Source organism: Halomonas sp. E19, from assembly GCF_052439355.1.
GTDB lineage: Bacteria > Pseudomonadota > Gammaproteobacteria > Pseudomonadales > Halomonadaceae > Halomonas.
Genome location: NZ_JBNFWU010000001.1, coordinates 1,548,427 through 1,564,811, shown reverse-complemented (window position 1 = coordinate 1,564,811; position 16,385 = coordinate 1,548,427). Strand labels below are relative to the sequence as shown.

At 58.4% G+C, this 16,385-nt stretch carries 14 protein-coding genes and 4 pseudogenes; 13 read left to right on the top strand and 5 right to left on the bottom strand.

What is annotated here, in order from left to right:
* Positions 1–8 precede the first annotated feature (8 nt).
* The 3 genes and pseudogenes from ACUDAL_RS08365 to pilB all read right to left on the bottom strand — a co-directional run bounded on the left by ACUDAL_RS08365 (position 9) and on the right by pilB (position 3,900).
* Positions 9–845 carry a prepilin peptidase gene (locus ACUDAL_RS08365; protein WP_444677816.1) on the bottom strand — a complete coding sequence of 279 codons (837 nt, stop codon included), beginning with the start codon at positions 843–845 and terminating at the stop codon, positions 9–11.
* Positions 842–2,073: pseudogene (locus tag ACUDAL_RS08360) on the bottom strand (type II secretion system F family protein). Before ACUDAL_RS08360 ends, ACUDAL_RS08365 begins: the two are co-directional and overlap by 4 nt.
* A gap of 38 nt (positions 2,074–2,111) precedes the next feature.
* Positions 2,112–3,900: pseudogene (pilB, locus tag ACUDAL_RS08355) on the bottom strand (type IV-A pilus assembly ATPase PilB).
* Positions 3,901–4,151: 251 nt separating this feature from the next.
* On the opposite strand from pilB, the gene ACUDAL_RS08350 reads away from it, so the two are divergent.
* The gene (locus ACUDAL_RS08350) at positions 4,152–4,508 is read left to right on the top strand and encodes a prepilin-type N-terminal cleavage/methylation domain-containing protein (protein ID WP_444677815.1); all 357 of its coding nucleotides are present in this window, start codon (positions 4,152–4,154) and stop codon (positions 4,506–4,508) included.
* A gap of 1,126 nt (positions 4,509–5,634) precedes the next feature.
* A pseudogene (locus ACUDAL_RS08345) lies at positions 5,635–6,017 on the top strand (histone-like nucleoid-structuring protein, MvaT/MvaU family).
* 128 nt (positions 6,018–6,145) lie between these two features.
* Here ACUDAL_RS08345 and ACUDAL_RS08340 read toward each other — a convergent pair.
* Both ACUDAL_RS08340 and ACUDAL_RS08335 read right to left on the bottom strand, forming a co-directional pair.
* Positions 6,146–6,562 carry a hypothetical protein gene (locus ACUDAL_RS08340; protein ID WP_444677814.1) on the bottom strand — a complete coding sequence of 139 codons (417 nt, stop codon included), beginning with the start codon at positions 6,560–6,562 and terminating at the stop codon, positions 6,146–6,148.
* A gap of 26 nt (positions 6,563–6,588) precedes the next feature.
* On the bottom strand, positions 6,589–6,963 hold the full coding sequence (locus ACUDAL_RS08335; RefSeq protein WP_444677813.1) for a helix-turn-helix transcriptional regulator: 375 nt from the start codon (positions 6,961–6,963) through the stop codon (positions 6,589–6,591).
* Between the two features lie 509 nt (positions 6,964–7,472).
* On the opposite strand from ACUDAL_RS08335, the gene ACUDAL_RS08330 reads away from it, so the two are divergent.
* The 11 genes and pseudogenes from ACUDAL_RS08330 (at position 7,473) to pseB (ending at position 16,287) form a co-directional block, all read left to right on the top strand.
* Positions 7,473–7,769: a hypothetical protein gene (locus tag ACUDAL_RS08330; protein ID WP_444677812.1), complete on the top strand. Its 297-nt coding sequence runs from the start codon at positions 7,473–7,475 to the stop codon at positions 7,767–7,769.
* 7 nt (positions 7,770–7,776) lie between these two features.
* Positions 7,777–8,202 (top strand): hypothetical protein, encoded by a 426-nt coding sequence (locus tag ACUDAL_RS08325; protein WP_444677811.1) that lies wholly within the window; start codon positions 7,777–7,779, stop codon positions 8,200–8,202.
* Positions 8,203–8,767: 565 nt separating this feature from the next.
* Complete coding sequence (locus tag ACUDAL_RS08320; protein WP_444677810.1) at positions 8,768–9,304, top strand: hypothetical protein; 537 nt, start codon at positions 8,768–8,770, stop codon at positions 9,302–9,304.
* Positions 9,258–9,680 (top strand): hypothetical protein, encoded by a 423-nt coding sequence (locus ACUDAL_RS08315; RefSeq protein WP_444677809.1) that lies wholly within the window; start codon positions 9,258–9,260, stop codon positions 9,678–9,680. The genes ACUDAL_RS08320 and ACUDAL_RS08315 overlap by 47 nt, the downstream gene beginning before the upstream one ends.
* Positions 9,681–9,781: 101 nt before the next feature.
* Positions 9,782–11,257: a UDP-glucose dehydrogenase family protein gene (locus ACUDAL_RS08310; protein ID WP_444677808.1), complete on the top strand. Its 1,476-nt coding sequence runs from the start codon at positions 9,782–9,784 to the stop codon at positions 11,255–11,257.
* A complete protein-coding gene (locus ACUDAL_RS08305) occupies positions 11,254–11,931 on the top strand; it encodes an MBL fold metallo-hydrolase (RefSeq protein WP_444677807.1) in 678 nt (225 codons plus the stop codon). The genes ACUDAL_RS08310 and ACUDAL_RS08305 overlap by 4 nt, the downstream gene beginning before the upstream one ends.
* Positions 11,868–12,428, top strand: coding sequence for a hypothetical protein (locus ACUDAL_RS08300; protein ID WP_444677806.1), 561 nt, complete (start codon positions 11,868–11,870; stop codon positions 12,426–12,428). Before ACUDAL_RS08305 ends, ACUDAL_RS08300 begins: the two co-directional genes overlap by 64 nt.
* Positions 12,428–12,694: an MBL fold metallo-hydrolase RNA specificity domain-containing protein gene (locus tag ACUDAL_RS08295; RefSeq protein WP_444677805.1), complete on the top strand. Its 267-nt coding sequence runs from the start codon at positions 12,428–12,430 to the stop codon at positions 12,692–12,694. Before ACUDAL_RS08300 ends, ACUDAL_RS08295 begins: the two co-directional genes overlap by 1 nt.
* A 51-nt stretch (positions 12,695–12,745) precedes the next feature.
* Positions 12,746–13,525 carry a Wzz/FepE/Etk N-terminal domain-containing protein gene (locus ACUDAL_RS08290; RefSeq protein WP_444677804.1) on the top strand — a complete coding sequence of 260 codons (780 nt, stop codon included), beginning with the start codon at positions 12,746–12,748 and terminating at the stop codon, positions 13,523–13,525.
* A gap of 1,066 nt (positions 13,526–14,591) precedes the next feature.
* A complete protein-coding gene (locus ACUDAL_RS08285) occupies positions 14,592–15,209 on the top strand; it encodes a lipopolysaccharide biosynthesis protein (RefSeq protein WP_444677803.1) in 618 nt (205 codons plus the stop codon).
* A gap of 81 nt (positions 15,210–15,290) precedes the next feature.
* A pseudogene (gene pseB / locus ACUDAL_RS08280) lies at positions 15,291–16,287 on the top strand (UDP-N-acetylglucosamine 4,6-dehydratase (inverting)).
* Positions 16,288–16,385: the final 98 nt, after the last annotated feature.

The window sequence follows — 16,385 nt, the reverse complement described above, 5'->3', positions numbered from 1 at the left end:
CGTCTTGTTCAGAAAGTGAAGCCAAGGTAGGCCGCCATCAGCGGCTCGCCGACCAGCAGCGCAATCATGCCGGCGCTGGCCAGGAACGGGCCGAAGGGCATCGGCGCGCCGCGCAGGCGGGGCAGGGCGAGCTGCATGGCGATGCCGACGATGGCCCCCACGCCGGCGGAAACGATCAGCACCATCGGCAGGTAGGGCCAGCCCAGCCAGGCGCCCAGGGCCGCCAGCAGCTTGAAGTCGCCGTAGCCCATGCCCTCCTTGCCGGTCGCCAGCTTGAACAGCCAGTACACGCTCCACAGCGCAAGATAGCCTGCCATGGCGCCGATCACTGCGCCGGGTAGCATCAACGGCTGGAACAGCAGCTGGTAGAGCAGGCCTGCCCACAGCAGCGGCAGGGTGATGGCATCGGGCAGCAGCTGGGTGCGCAGGTCGATCACCGCCAGCGCCAGCAGTGCCAGGCAAGCGGCGTAGAGGAACAGGCTCTGCCAGCCGGCGCCGAACAGCGCCAGTACGGCCAGCGCCAGGCCGGCGCCGGCCAGCTCCACCAGCGGATACTGGGGGCTGATGCGCGCCTGACAGTGGGCGCAGCGGCCGCGTCGCTTCAGCCAGCCGACCACCGGCAGGTTGTCGTGCCAGGCTATAGGCGTTTCGCACCGCGGGCAGATCGACCGCGGCACCAGCAGGTTGAAGCGGGGCGACTCCTCCTCGGGGAGTTCGAGCGCCTCGCGGGCCTCGGCCCGCCAACCGTGCGTCAGCATCACCGGCAGGCGCACGATCACCACATTGAGAAAACTGCCCAGGCATAGGCCCAGCAGGGCCGCCAGCGGCCATATCGCCCCATTCACAGCACCGTGCCCAGCTCGAAGATCGGCAGGTACATCGACACCACCAGGCCGCCGACCAGTATCCCTAGCACCACGATGATCAGCGGTTCGAGCAGGGAAGTAAGGGCGTCGACCTTATTGTCGACCTCCTCCTCGTAGTAATCGGCCACGCGGTTGAGCATGGCGTCCAGCGAGCCGGACTCCTCGCCGATGCCGACCATCTGCACCGCCAGCGCCGGAAAGCGCTCGGTCAGGCGCATGGCGAAGTGCAGCTGCTGGCCGGTGGCCACGTCTTCGCGGATCTGCCGCGAGGCACGCTCGTAGACCAGGTTGCCGGTGGCGCCGGCGGCGATGTCCAGCGCCTCCACCATGGGCACGCCGGCGCCGTAGGTGGTCGCCAGGGTGCGCGAATAGCGCGCCACCGCCGACTTGTCGAAGATATCGCCCAGCACCGGTAGCCCGAGCAGGAAGGCATGCACGCGATAGGCGAAGGCAGGGGAGCGCTTGATGCCCTGGCGCATCAGGTAGACGAACGCCACCAGTGCGCCGAGCCCCCACAGCCAGTACTGCTGGGCAAACTCGGAGAGCGCGATGGTCATGCGGGTCATCGCCGGCAGCTCGGCGCCAAAGCCGTGGAACAGGCTTTCGAACTGCGGCACCACCTTGATCAGCAGCAGCGCCGTCACGCCGATCCCCACCAGGATCACCGCGATGGGGTACCACAGCGCCTTCTTCACCCGGCCCTTCAGCGACTCCACCTTCTCCTTGTAGGTGGCAATACGATCGAGCATGCGGTCCAGCGAGCCGGAGCTCTCGCCGGCCTCCACCAGGTTGCAGAATAGGCTGTCGAAGTGCTCGGGGTGCTGGCGCAGCGCCTGGGAGAAGCTCGAACCCGCCGCCACCTCGTTCATCATCTGCTGCACTACGGCGCTCATGGCCGGCTTGCGAATGCTTTCGGCCACTACCTGGAACGCCTGCAGCACCGGCACCCCGGCGCGGATCATGGTGGCCATCTGGCGGGCGAACAGCATCACGTCGCGGGGCCGAATGGTGCCCATACCGCCGCCCAGCCCGCCCTTGCGGCGCACGTTTTTGACGATGATGTTCTGGTTGGCCAGCTCGCGTTCCACCTCGAACTTCTCGGCGGCGACCATCTCGCCATTGACCCGGCGCCCGCCCGGCCCTTCCCCGTCCAGCGCCAGCGGTGCAGTTTCAGCTTCCGAGGCGCTTTCGCCGTTCTGGTTGCCATAGGTTCCCTGCTGCGTGTCGTATCGTTATGGTAACGCGTCAATCTTTGGTGACGCGGTTGATCTCAGTCAAGCTGGTGATGCCCTGCATTACCTTGAGCAAGCCGCTGCGGCGCAGGTCCGGGTGGCCCTCCTGCCGCGCCAGGCGGTCGAAATCCATCGAATTGCCGTTGCGCATGATCAGCTGGCTCATGGCGCTGCTGATCGGCACCACTTCGTAGATTCCCGTGCGCCCCTTGTAGCCGTGGGTGCAGTGGCGGCAGCCCACCGCCTCGTACACCGTGGCGCTTTTCACCTCCTGCTCGGTGAAACCTTCGGCCAGCAGCGCTTCGCGGGGATCTCCGCCTCCTGCCGGCAGTGCTTGCACAGCCGCCGCGCCAGGCGCTGGGCGATGATCAGGCTCACCGAACTGGCGATGTTGAACGGCGGCACGCCCATGTTGGCCAGGCGGGTCAGGGTTTCCGCGGCGGAGTTGGTGTGCACGGTGGAGAGCACCAGGTGGCCGGTCTGGGCGGCCTTCACTGCGATCTCGGCGGTTTCCAGGTCGCGGATCTCGCCCACCATCACCACGTCGGGGTCCTGGCGCAGGAAGGCGCGCAGGGCGCTGGCGAAATCCAGCCCGATCTTGGGCAGCACGTTGACCTGGTTCACCCCCGGCACCTTGATCTCCACCGGATCTTCGGCGGTGCAGACGTTGCGCTGCACCTCGTTGAGCAGGTTCAGTCCGGTATAGAGCGTCACCGTCTTGCCGCTGCCGGTGGGGCCGGTCACCAGGATCATGCCCTGGGGGTGGCTAAGCACGTTCTCGTACAGGGTGCGCTGCTGCGACGTGAAGCCCAGGGCATCGATGCCGATCTGCGCCGAGGTGGGGTCGAGGATTCGCAGCACGATCTTCTCGCCGTACACCGTGGGCAGCGAATTGACGCGAAAGTCGATGGAGCGCGACTTCGACACCCGCAGCTTGATGGCACCATCTTGGGGCAGGCGCCGCTCGGAGATGTCCAGCCGCGCCATGACCTTCAGCCGCGCGGCGATGCGGGTGCGCATGGCGAAGGGCGGGCGGGCGGCCTCGATCAGCATGCCGTCGACCCGCATGCGCACCCGGTAGCTGGTCTCGTAGGGCTCGAAGTGGATGTCCGAGGCGCCGCGGCGAATGGCGTCGAGCAGGATCTTGTTGACGAACTTGACGATGGGCGCGTCGTCGGCGCCGCTCTGGCTGAGTTCGGCGGCGCCTTCGTCGGCGATGTCGATGCCTTCGTCGAACTCCAGCTCGCTGACCGCGTCGTCGACCCCGGTCAGGGTATCCATCATGCTGGTCTCGAACTGGGCCAGGTAGGCTTCCAGCACCGGCACCAGCTGGTCGACCGGGCACAGCACGGCGTCGATGCTCAGCCCGGTGGCGAACTGCAGCTCGTCGAGCAGCGCCAGGGTGGAGGGTAGGGCACCGCCACGGTCAGGCGGTGGCTGCGCCGTACCAGCGGCACCACGCACAGCTTGCGCAGCAGCTTTTCCGGGTACTCCTTGGCCGGCGGCAGGCTGGCCAGGCGCAGCGCGTCGAGGTCGACCAGCGGCAGGCCGTACTCCCAGGCTGCGCACAGGGTGGCCTGGCGTGCGGTGGCCAGGCCCGAATCGATCACATGCTGCAGCAGGCTCACCTCGGCTTCGCTGGCCTCGCGCTCGGCGCGCTCGGCGGCGGCCCGGTTCAGCAGCCCGTACTCCACCAGGCGCCTGGCGAAGCCGCGCAGCTCCTCGATGTTCACCGCCCGGCCTGGTGCGGTAGCGGTGGCGTCCTGGTCAGCCCCGGCAGGGAGCGTGCGGTAATCGTTCATGGTGCCTCGCCGTTGAGCCGCAGGGTGGGAAAGGTCATCCCATTCTAGAACGTCGTCAGCCGGTGTCCTACCCATGTAATTCATGCGTCCTTTATATTAGTTATGGTGCATTTCATGCATTGTTACCGGTGCAACAGGTCAGTCAATAGTAGGTCACCCCTTGCACAGTGACTAACTGTAAATTAATGTAATTGTTAGGGGCAACTCCGTTTAAACGCACGGGCCATGCCCGGCGGCAAGCAGCGGCGGCAATGCCGCCACGTGACGACGCCCGCCAAGGCGCACGACCGCAACGGGCACAGCAGGGGAACCATGGCGATGAAGATGATACAAGCAATGCGGTGCAAGCCGGCAGCGAAGCGCGGTCAAGGGGCTTTACGCTGATCGAACTGTTGATCGTGGTGGCGATTATTGGGATTTTGGCGGCGATTGCGGTGCCGCAGTATTCGCAATATCAAGAAAGGGCAGCGATCAACGCCTGTAGTGCTGAGCTTAAGTCTTATGCTACAGCTGCAGCAGGTTCTATTCTTAACGGTATGACTGTGCCTCAGCTCCCGGATGGAGGTGCTTGTACATTTGCCGAGGTGCAGCGGTGCCAACTAACTTAGAAAATACTGTAGCCGGATCACCCCGCTCACCTGCGAATGGGTTTACTTTGACTGTGACAATTGGTACTGGTGCAATTGTTACAACTGGGCCTACTGGTTAAGACCTAAAAAAACTTGCGATTCAGCTCAGCATGATCTAAGAGTGCTATGCAATCTTAGATCATGTTTGCGTTTTGAGAAAAAATATATTGAGAAAACATAGGACACCCACTGATCACCACCTCGCCCCGAAGAGTTGATTTCGCTTGTTGCTCCCTGCCAAAGCATGACCCTGCCTCGCGCTGCATTGGTATAGCTGGCCGCACGCCTGATATCACCTCGCCAATCGCTGCGCGCCATGCCTTCCTGTGCGGTGCCGATAGCATCAGCGGGGCTGCCAGAATAGCCGCTCGTTGGGTCGTCTAGCGGCTTAAAAAGTCTTGTGAAAGATGTGTTCTAAATAGATCTTAACATCATCGCCCATCAAGTCATTTTCGAAAAAATTATGTAACAGCGCATTTACGCGAGCGCCACGTAAAGCGCCAGGCAGTGCTCGGCGAAGCGGCAGCGCTCAATCCGGTCGCCTACGTTGTCCAGAACGCCATTCGGAGCAGCGTTATTCTGACGATGGTGAGGCCAGCATTGCCGTTTCACTTCGCCCGCCAAGCAGCCGCTTTTTCGCTACCAGGTTTTATCTTGCAGAACTTGCGCGGGCGGCAGGGCACCGCAAGCGTGTGCCAAGCCGCGATTGGCCATGCGGTTTGAAGCCCTCTACCCCCTCTGCCGCCTTCAACGCGTGAGCACAGGCGGCAGGCAATAGCAGGCTGAAGGCATTCGCTGCAGGCTTATTCCGGCTGGTCAGGTTTGTTTTAGCGCTTTGCTGGGAATTTTCAAAAAAGGCGTTAAATCAATAGGATGTGGCTGGTTTTATGTTGTCGATTTTATCTTGAAGGGTTTGGTTATGTTGTCGGGAACTTCTTCGGTGGGCCCCGCCATACGACCTGGAAGCGCGAGAAAATAATGCGCCGGCTAATTTGACGCTGCGCCTTGGGTTGAACTAAAACTCACTACATGTATTGTCATTCGTTTCCTGTTGAGGTATTTATACCCCGCATCCGGTCATTTCTACATAGCAAGGAACCTGCCCATGTCTCTTCTCAGCGAATTCATGCAAAAGGAACAGCAGCTCAAGCAGCTGCAGGCGGAGATGGAGCGCCTGCAGAACGACGAGCGGCTTAAGGCCGAGCTTGAGTTCAAGGACAAGCTCGAAGCCCTGATGCGTGAGTTCAACAAGAGCTCCGCCGATGTGATTAACCTGCTTGAACCCCAGGGCGGTAGTCGGGCGGCCAGTTCCGCCAAGGCCCCGCTGCGGCCGGTTCGCGCCGCAAGCGCAAGCTGAAGATCTACAAGAACCCCAACTCCGGTGAAGTGATTGAAACCCGCGGCGGTAATCACAAGACGCTGAAGGCGTGGAAAGACGAGTTCGGTTCCGACACCGTGGAAGATTGGCTGGTTCGCGTGGAGTCTTGATCCGGATTAAGCCGCTGGCGGGGCAATGAAGAGTATTCGCCGCCGCGCAGGATCGCTTTCCCCGCAACGATAAGGCCGGGCCCCGCAGGGCTCGGCCTTGTTGATGGAAGAAGCTTCGAGAGCGTGCGCTATTCCTGGAAGATCGGCACCTGCATTTCGATGCCTTTGGGGGTGTCGATCAGCGCTATCGCTTCGCCGGTGGTAAAGGCGTGCCGACTTGGCAGAACTTCACTGATCAAATGGTAGGCCGCGGTCGCTATCGCTGCCTCGTCGTCGATATGCGCGCAGGCATACTCCTGTGCCGGCAGTTCTACAACGCGAAACGCCCAGGGTATGGCCATGCCGCTGGCGGCTTCTGTGGTGATTTCGGTGCCGATATCTATCTTGTCGAGCCGGCACGGCAGCAGCATGTTATGCAGCAGGGCGACGGCAGGCGCTTGCCTTAATCGTTCAGGCAGGGCTTCGGCACCTTTCGTGGCATCCGCCCAGTGCTGCAGGGTAGGAAATAGCGCCATTGTCTTGTAATGATAAAGCCGCGATACCAACGCTTGACGCGCCGGCAGGCGGCGAATCAGGAAGCGGGGGAATCGCTGGCGGGCAGGCGCTGGGCGTTGGCATATAGCTTGGCATGAAAGGCCCGTCGAAACTGCCGTGGGGTCAGCTCGTGCAGGCGCTGGAAGGCGCGGCTGAAGGCCGAGTGGTTCAGATAGCCGCAGCGCATGGCGATGGTGTGAATGGGGTAGGGCGTGAAGGCCAGCAGCTGGGCCGCCTTTTCCAGCCGCAGGGTGTCGCGGTAGGCGCTGGGCGACAGCCCGAAGCACTGCTTGAACCGGCGCCGCACCTGCGAGGTTGAATACCCAAGCCGGCCGGCGAGATCCTCTATTCCTTGCTGGCTGCCTAGCTGCTCCTGCAGCCAGACTTCCGCCCGCATCATCTCGTCATACATCGTTAGTCCCTTGTACTTGAGCCTGCAGCAGGGCGATGCCTGCTGTTCCTTTTTATGCGCTGCGTGGAGGGGGCTTCGTAGGAGGCAAGTGCGGATGAAGCCGGTATGTGGGCTTCACCCCTGGGGCGTTTGAAGGCGCTAGCGCAGAGCTGCGTATTGCCTGTTACACTGCCTCTCTTGCCAATTCCCTGAAGACCGCTTCCTTCAGCCATGGCTGAAAATGGGCCTGTAGATTTGTGCGTTGCGGCACAGCAGCCAGTGTTGTTATGGTTTTTCTCGTTCTCTTTATGCGCTTTTGATAGAGGCAAAGGCAAGTTTGGTGAACAAGAGTGACCGTTTGTGCATATTTTGTTGCAATAACAAGAAATGAGAATAAATTAGATGCGTAATTCTCTTTACCCCATGCCCAAGGGAGGAGGGGTGTGCTTCGCTAACCAGGCCAATGGCGCTATACTCTGGCCGAGCCACTCTTCGAGTGTCGTCAGGCACTTGAGCATTTACGGAAGCCGATGAAACAGCAAAAATCCAATCGATCGATGGACGAGCGCGAAAAGCTGCGCAAGTTCCGCGAGCTCGACGACGCCTTTGCCGAAGCCCTGCGCGAATTGGAAAAGCCCAATTCGCGGCTTTCCATTCCCACCGGCCCGCCGGTGCGCAGCCTGGCCGAGCTGGAAGAGGAAGATGAGCAACAGCGTCAGCGCCTGTTCGAGAAGCGCCTGATGTCGTTGATGCGCGAATACGCGCAGCCAAGTGAGAGCGTGGCCGTTCTGCTGCGCACCCTGCATTCCCTGGGTCATATCGCTTGACCCCGCCATGACCTATTTGCTGGTGATGGGCGGCGTGATGCTGTCTGTCCTGTTCACCCTTGGCTGGCTGCTGTTCCGCCTGCTGCGGCTTGCCGGCGGCGCGCTGCCGGGCGGGCGGCGCAGCTCGGTGCGCAAACCTGCCAAGGGGCGGGCTAAGGCGGCAAGGCCTGCCGCGAAATCGAAGGGCAAGGCGGCGGCCAACAAGGCCGCCAGCGCCAAAGCTGCCCCTGCCAAGCATACTGAGAAACCTCCCTGGCGGCTGACCCAACGGCTGGCGCAGTGGCATGCCGCTCTGCCGCTGGCGCTGGTGCTGTCGCTGATCTACCTGGCCGCACGCCTGGCGGAACACGGCATGAGCTTTCGCCCACCGCATACGGTGCCGGGGGCTATCAAGTGTTGGTGGCCGGGCTTGGCTGGCTTGCCGCCTTGTTGATCGGGCTGGCGCTGGTGCAGCGTGTGGCGATGTGGCGCTGTCGTTGATGCGTTGAATAAGTGTCGAAAATCTCACCGCTACCAATGACTTAAGTGTCGCGAACCGCAATCACGATTTGTGACTGGAGCCATGCAGATGAGTGCCGTAGAATTGTCCGACTCCAATAACGATACATGCAGGGACCAGTCGAGCCAGGCTCGGCGGCGGATCGTGAAGGGGCGCCACAAATAGTTGGCTGCCGCAAGTCGTTTTGATCAATTCGCTTCCGTCCCCGGTATCGCTCAGGCTTACAGGGCAAGGGAACTGTCCGGCGAAAATCCCCGGGCGGTAGCGTGTCGCGAATTATTAGACAGTAGCAATGCTTTTTTGCCAGCGGGCATTTGCTTGCTTTGCCTTCGTTCAACTTCTTTTGCTTTGTCGAGGCAAGCTCCGACATCAAGCGCCTCATGCGTGCCCATTAGCTTTTTCAGTACCAGATTGCATAGCCCCTTGCGTCACAATTGTCTACAGTGTGTCGAATTGATGACGATTCGATGGCACTAACTAGTGATGGGGCTGGTGACCTATGGGGCTGGCGAAACAATTGAATGGGCTGCTGGCTCCGGTGGGCTGGCAGCTGCGGCGAATACCTGATCGTGTTCCGCTAGGCAAGAAATATGTGTCCGCGGGTCATCTGGTCGAGCTGATTGGACCTTCCGGGGTTGGTAAGTCGCATCTTTATGCGCAGCTGCCGGCCTCGCTCAAGTCAGGCTGGCTTTCGCGGCGATGCGTGAGAAACCATGTTCGGCACAGTGAAGTGCCATTTGATGATGTCGCCAGCCCCGACAACGAATTAATGGAAACCCTGTTGCGCTGGAAGCATGAGAATCTCTGGGCTGAGGAGATCAGCCTGGGCCGCAAGGTGAAGCTCACCGATTTTTTCACCTACGAAATGGCGGCTGATGCGTATGCGAGGCTGCACTGCCTGCTCAGTTGCGGGGTGCTGTCCGACGAAGGTATCACCCACAACTTCACGCACGAGCTCCTGACCTGGTACGACACCCGCGCCAAGCACAATGCCGGCGATCTCCGAGCAGCTGCGCTTCTTCTTGCAAGGCCGTAGCATTATCCTGCTGGATGCCTCTGAAGAGTTCATCATGACCAACCTGAAGCGTCGCCATGCCGCTCAGCAAGGTAAGACAATGAACGATAGGGTGGCATTTCGGCAGGAGCGAGAGATCATTGAAGGCACCATGGCATTGAGAGCGCTCAAGCAGCGCTGGGTCGACGTAGCTCAGTCCATAGGCGTCCCTGTACTCAAACTCGATGCTAGCCGGGACCTAGCGCTCAACGTGAATGAAGTGGTGGGTTTTCTACAAGAGCGCCTCAGGGGCAGAAGCGGAAATCCTCTACAGCATGCCCCAGAATCGCGAGTGGCGCCTGGTGGTGAGGCTAGAGTGTCAACGCCGGGTCGGCGCAATGTGCGCTTCAACGGGTAGGGGATTCACTGAGGGGTATGAGCATATTCATGCTTCACCTGTAGCGAAGCAGGTTTACCATCGGCATACCGTGTAAACCGAGAAACGACGAAGGGACGCAAATGAAGATCACCGTATTCGGAACCGGCTATGTGGGATTGGTGACTGGCACCTGCCTTGCCGATGTCGGACATGACGTCATGTGCATGGATGTGGATGCCGACAAGATCGCCCGGCTGAAAGAGGGCGAAGTGCCAATCTACGAGCCGGGTCTCGAACCCATGGTGAAGCAGAATACGGCAGCCGGGCGGCTGCGCTTCACTACCGACGCCGCCGAGGCAGTGGGCTTCGGTACGCTGCAGTTCATTGCCGTGGGCACCCCGCCCGATGAGGATGGCAGTGCTGATCTGCAGTACGTGGTTAGCGTGGCCAAGAGCATCGGCGAGCACATGCGCGACTACAAGGTGATCGTCAATAAGTCGACCGTGCCGGTGGGTACCGCCGACAAGGTACGTGAAACCGTCACGCAAGTGCTGCAGTCGCGCGCCGAGCAGGTCGACTTCGATGTGTGCTCCAACCCGGAGTTTCTCAAGGAAGGCGCTGCCATTGAAGATTTCACCCACGGTGCGCGCATCGTCGTGGGAACCGATTCCGAGCGCGTCAAAGACCTGATGCGCGACTGCTACGCCCCCTACAACCGCCTGCGCGACAAGCTAATGTTCATGGATGTGCGTGCCGCCGAGCTGACCAAGTATGCCGCCAACGCCATGTTGGCCACCAAGATTAGCTTCATGAACGAGATCGCCAACCTGGCGGAAAAGCTGGGTGCCGACGTCGAGCAGGTGCGCCACGGTATCGGCTCGGACCCGCGTATCGGCTATCACTTCATCTATCCCGGCTGCGGCTACGGTGGCTCCTGCTTTCCCAAGGATGTTCAGGCGCTGGCCCGCACCGCTGCCCAGGTGGACTACCAGGCCGAACTGCTCAACGCCGTGGAAGCCGTTAACCACCGGCAGAAGCAGACCTTGTTCCGCAAGCTGGAGCAGGCGTTCGACGGCGACCTGAGCGGCAAGTGCATCGCCCTGTGGGGGCTCTCGTTCAAGCCTGAAACCGACGACATGCGTGACGCCCCCAGCCGCATGCTGATGGAAGCGCTATGGCAGGCGGGCGCCAAGGTACAGGCGTTCGACCCACAGGCGATGCGCGAGTGTCGCCGCATCTATGGCGACCGAGACGATCTGGTGCTGGTAGGCGACCGTATTCAAGCGGTGAAAGGCGCCGATGCGCTGGTGATCTGCACGGATTGGAAAGACTTCCGCGCCGTCGATTTCGAATGGCTGAAGCAACAGCTTTCCACCCCTGTCATCGTGGATGGGCGTAACCTGTTCGATCCGCAGCGGGTGAAGCAGGCTGGGCTGCTTTATTATGCCGTGGGGAGAGGGATTCGCTGCGCTAAGGCAACGCCCCGGCCCGCCTTGGGCAGCCCCGGATTCAACGTGGCTAACCAAATAAAGACGATACCTTACCCGAGCTGCTTAGGCGGCTCGGGTAAGTCGTTAAAGGCCAATACGTTTCGAATAAGAACAACGCCACCATGAGCACGCCATTCCAGATTATTCATCACGGCGGCGGCAGCGGTGTTACCGGCAGCTGCCACCGACTTCAGATAGCGCCCGACCGAGCCCTGCTCATCGACTGCGGCATTTTTCAGGGGCAGGACGCCGAACAGCTCGACAGCCTGGCCCAGCACCAGGTGCGCTTCTCGGTGGAGGACGTGCTGGCGTTGGTGGTTACCCACGTGCACATCGACCACATCGGCCGGCTGCCCTACCTGGTGGCGGCGGGCTACAAGGGGCCGATACTCTGCTCGGTGCCCTCGGCGCGGCTGCTGCCGCTGGTGATCGAAGATGCGTTGAGGGTCGGCTTCACCCACGACCGCGCGCTGATCGAACGCTTCCTGGCCGAAGTGCAAGAGCGGCTGGTGGCGCTGGACTACAAGACCTGGCACACCCTGCTCGACGACGATCGCCACTGCATACGCATCAAGCTGCAGCGCGCCGGGCACATTCTCGGCTCTGCCTACGTGGAAGTGGACACGCTGGACAAAGCCGCCGGCCAGCGCCAGCGCACCGTGTTTTCCGGCGACCTGGGCGCCCCTTCGCACCGCTGCTGCCGGCGCCGAAAGCACCGTACCGCGCCGACGTGCTGGTGCTGGAAGCCACCTACGGCGACCGCAAGCATGAGGACAGGCGACAGCGCCGCAGCCGCCTGAAAGCGGCTATCGACAGGGCACTGGAAAACGGCGGCACCGTGGTAATCCCCGCCTTCAGCGTGGGGCGCACCCAGGAGCTGCTCTACGAACTGGAAGGGCTGATCCACGACGCCCGAGACGCACGCTGGCAAGACCTCGAGATCATCGTCGACTCGCCCCTGGCTGCCCGTTTCACCGAGGTGTACCGCGAACTCAAGCCCTACTGGGATGCCGAAGCCCACCGCCGGCTGCGCAGCGGCCGCCACCCGCTCAGCTTCGAGAACCTCTATACCGTTGACAGCCACGACGCCCACGAGCGCACCGTGAGCTACCTGAGCGATACCGGCAGGCCGGCCGTGGTGATTGCCGCCAGTGGCATGGTCAGCGGCGGCAGGGTAGTGAACTACCTGAAGCACATGCTGGGCGACGAGCGCCACTGCGTGCTGTTCACCGGCTACCAGGCGCCCGGCACCCCCGGGCGCGACATCCAGCGCTTCGGCCCCGCGGCGGCTGGGTGATGCTTGAAGGCCAACGCATCGACATTCGTGCTCGCGTGGAAACCGTGAATGGGTACTCCGCCCACGCCGACCAGCTCGACCTGCTCAACTTCGTGCGCCGCATGCGCTACCCGCCGCGTGAAGTGCGCCTGGTGCATGGCGATGCCCACGCCCAGGCTGCACTCAAGGCCACGCTGCAGGAATGGGCCGAAGGGGCAGGGCACGAGTTGGAAGTGACGTTGGGGGTTGAGCAAGGTGCCGGTGCGGCGCTGCCTGAGATTGCGTGAATAACAGCGTAAGTATTAATTGGTTTGACACTAGAGACAGTAAAAAAATCTATGACGACTCCAAATAGCCCGTACCCCTACCAAAATGATGATGAAATCTCGTTGGTGGACCTCACGAAAATATTGATCCATCGTTGGAAAGCGATGGTGCTGGTGTTTTTGGTGGTGGTCTTGGGCGCGCTCGGTTTTGCCTTAATGCAAGATAGAACTTATCACTATACTTCTATCTACGAAGTGGCACAGCGGTCGATCGGGAGTGGAAGTGACGCCGGGCTGGAATCACCTGCTGCGGTAGTTGCCAAAATCAACAGTCTGTACCTAGGACCAACAACCCGCCAATTGCGCGACCAGGCCGAAGTCGAGCGCCTACCTTTTGACGTCAATGTCAGCAATCCGCAGGATACTCTGCTGATCAACGTGACGTCGGAAGCTAGCGAAAACGACCAAGAGTTGGTTCTCGCCATGCATACCCTGCTGCTCGAACGGGTAGAGCAAAACCAGCAGCGCCTGCTGGAGCGAACCCGGGAAAACCTGGAACGACAGCTTGAGCGGGCTGAGCGCAATTTACAGGCAGCAGAGCGTGTGGAAGGCTTGCGTGCCGCAGAGATGCTGGTGAGTCATATGGAAAGGGTGGCTAATCTTCAAGATCGGCTGACTCAACTGAACGAAGGCCAAGTGGTTCAGGTTGCGATACAGAGCTTGGAGCCTACGGGCACAAGTCGAAGCTTGATACTTGCGCTTGGTATTGTGCTGGGTGGAATATTGGCGCTGATGGCTGCGTTTCTTTCGCATTTTGCCAGCTTAGTGCGGTTGAGTTTGAATGATGAGTGAGGTGATAACCCTTGCTTATCGATGAGGTGCATATAAAGCAATGGCTTGCTGTATGTGGCGTTGTAATTCTGAAGCGCCATACTGAATTTTTGCAGAGGGTGTGGTGAAGTGCCTTTTCTTGTGAAATTGCAGAATTTTTGAGCTAACTAAGGGGATGCTTAATAAGGCTTGCATTGAGAGTCTCCAATTAAGCCATAAAATATAAATAATCGTTTAACTTTCGATAGTATATTTTTGTTTCAATACATATATTTTTTTAAATTTAAATATATGCAGTCTGAATGGTTGCTTAATATCTAATTAACTCATTTTTTCGCTATGGGTTGCGTGAGAAGTAGGGTGGCTAGCAGCTGGCGATTTTTTATAGCTTGCTTTATTTGATCAGCAAAAATTAACTCAAAGAGGTTTTAATTGGCTTTTCTAGTTAATACTGTCGTCAGCTTTCCAATGGCAAAAATTGCTAACTTGGGATTACGCGGAAGTACATTAATAGCTAAGTTCATGCTTTTGTTCGTCTTGGCATATTACCTTGAGCCGATTGATGTCGCCTTGTACGGCTTGATCTCAGTTACGATATTCTACGGGCTCTATTTTCTTGGCTTTGATTTTTATACTTATAGTACTCGAGAAATTCTTGGGAGCTCTCATCAACATTGGGCAAGATTGTTGAGAGATCAAGCCGTTTTTTTTGGTTTGACTTACTGCATTGTTCTTCCATTTTTTTTACTGCTTTTTCTTTTGGATTATTGCCTTGGTCCGTGGCGCCATGGTTTCTTGTTTTGGTCGTACTTGAACACCTCGGTCAAGAAATAAATCGTTTGCTAGTAGCAATGTCGCGACCGCTGCTAGCCGGGGTCGTGCTTTTTTGCGATCAGGCCTCTGGTCTTTTGTTGTTGCGATCATGTTTTGGTCCTCAGAGGCTTCCAGGAGTCTTGAGTTTGTCTTTCTAGCCTGGGCCATTAGCTCTTTTCTGGCTTGCTTGCTAGGTGTCTGTGCGCTGAGGACGCTGGACCGATATTGTCTTAAAGATAAAATCGATTGGCACTGGATAGGTCAGGGTGTCAAAGTGGCCGTGCCTCTTTTATTGGCTACTTTGGCAATCCGTGCAGTATTTACTATTGATCGCTATTGGATAGAAAATATCGCCGGTGCCGAAGTGCTGGCTGCGTATGTCTTGTTTGCCGGCATTGCTAATGCGGTGATGGCTTTTTTGGATGCGGGAGTTTTTGTCTTCTTATACCCAAGAATAGTCAGTGCCTTCAAGGAAGGTAATGCGCTAGCTTTCAAGAAGGGTATGTCATTGCTTTCTAAACAAACTTTTATTGTTACAATTTTCTTGTGTCTGATGGCAATAATTATTATTCATCCAGTTCTTAGCTGGTTAGAAAGAGATATCTATTCGCAACATGTAGAACTTTTATATTTATTGCTGGCTGCCATATTTATTTTTGCTATAAGCATGGTGCCTCATTATGGTGTTTATGCTATGTCAAAAGATAAATATATAATAGGCAGTCATCTTTTAACGCTAATCGTTTTTTTATTAGTTGCTGCTGGGTTGGCTAGTGTCTCGCCAGTTTATGCTGTGCCGGTGGCCCTTTGTATTTCTTTAGCATTTATGTCCGTTTGCAAGTTTTCGGCATATTTCTTTTTGAAGTCAAGATTGACCTGGGTTTCAGCCTAAGTGAATTGATATTGGAATATGAGTTTAAAGTGTGAGCTCCAGCTAATTGCTAGAGTAAAAAGGTAAAAATAGGAAAATAGAATGTTTAACGATGCATCTATCTTGGTCACCGGCGGCACCGGTTCCTTTGGCCACACCTTCATCCCCATGCTGCTGGAGCGCTACAACCCCAAACGCGTGATAATCTTCTCTCGCGACGAGATGAAGCAATGGGAGATGGCCAAGAAGTTCGAAGGTGACACCCGCGTGCGTTTCTTCATTGGTGACGTGCGTGACCGCGAGCGGGTCTACCGGGCGCTGGATGGCGTCGACTACGTGGTGCATGCAGCGGCCACTAAGATCGTGCCTACCGCTGAATACAATCCCTTCGAGTGTGTCAAGACCAATGTGATGGGCGCCATGAACCTGATCGATGCCTGCATCGACAAGGGCGTGAAGAAGGTGGTGGCTCTTTCCACCGATAAGGCCAGCAGCCCCATCAACCTGTATGGTGCCACCAAGCTCACCTCCGACAAGCTGTTTGTGGCCGGCAATTCCTATGCCGGCGGCCACGATACCCGGTTTGCGGTAGTGCGCTACGGTAACGTCATGGGCTCTCGCGGGTCGGTGATCCCTTTTTCATGTCAATCCGTGACAAGGGCGTGCTGCCGATCACCGATGACCGCATGACCCGCTTCATGATTAGCCTGGAGCAGGGCGTGGAGCTCGTTTGGCACGCTTTCGAGGACATGGAAGGCGGCGAGATCTACGTCAAGAAGATCCCTCCATGAAGGTCACCGACCTGGCTCGGGTCATCGCCCCGGAAGCCCGGCAGGAGGTGGTAGGTATCCGCCCCGGCGAGAAGCTGCATGAGCAGATGATCGGCGCTGAAGATGCCTACTACACCTACGAATACCCCGAGCACTACAAGATCCTGCCCGCCATCAACAGCTGGGACAAGGACGCCAACCGCATCAAGGATGGCAAGAAGGTGCCGGAAGGCTTCGTCTACGCCAGCGACAACAACGGTGAGTGGATGTCTGATTCTGAGCTCAAGGCCTGGATCGACGCCAACTGGGAAAAGATCGGAGCCATCTGATGATTCCCTACGGACGCCAGGATATTCAGCAGGCCGACATCGACGCCGTGCTGGAGGTGCTAAAGTCAGACTTCCTGACCCAGGGCCCGGTGGTGCCC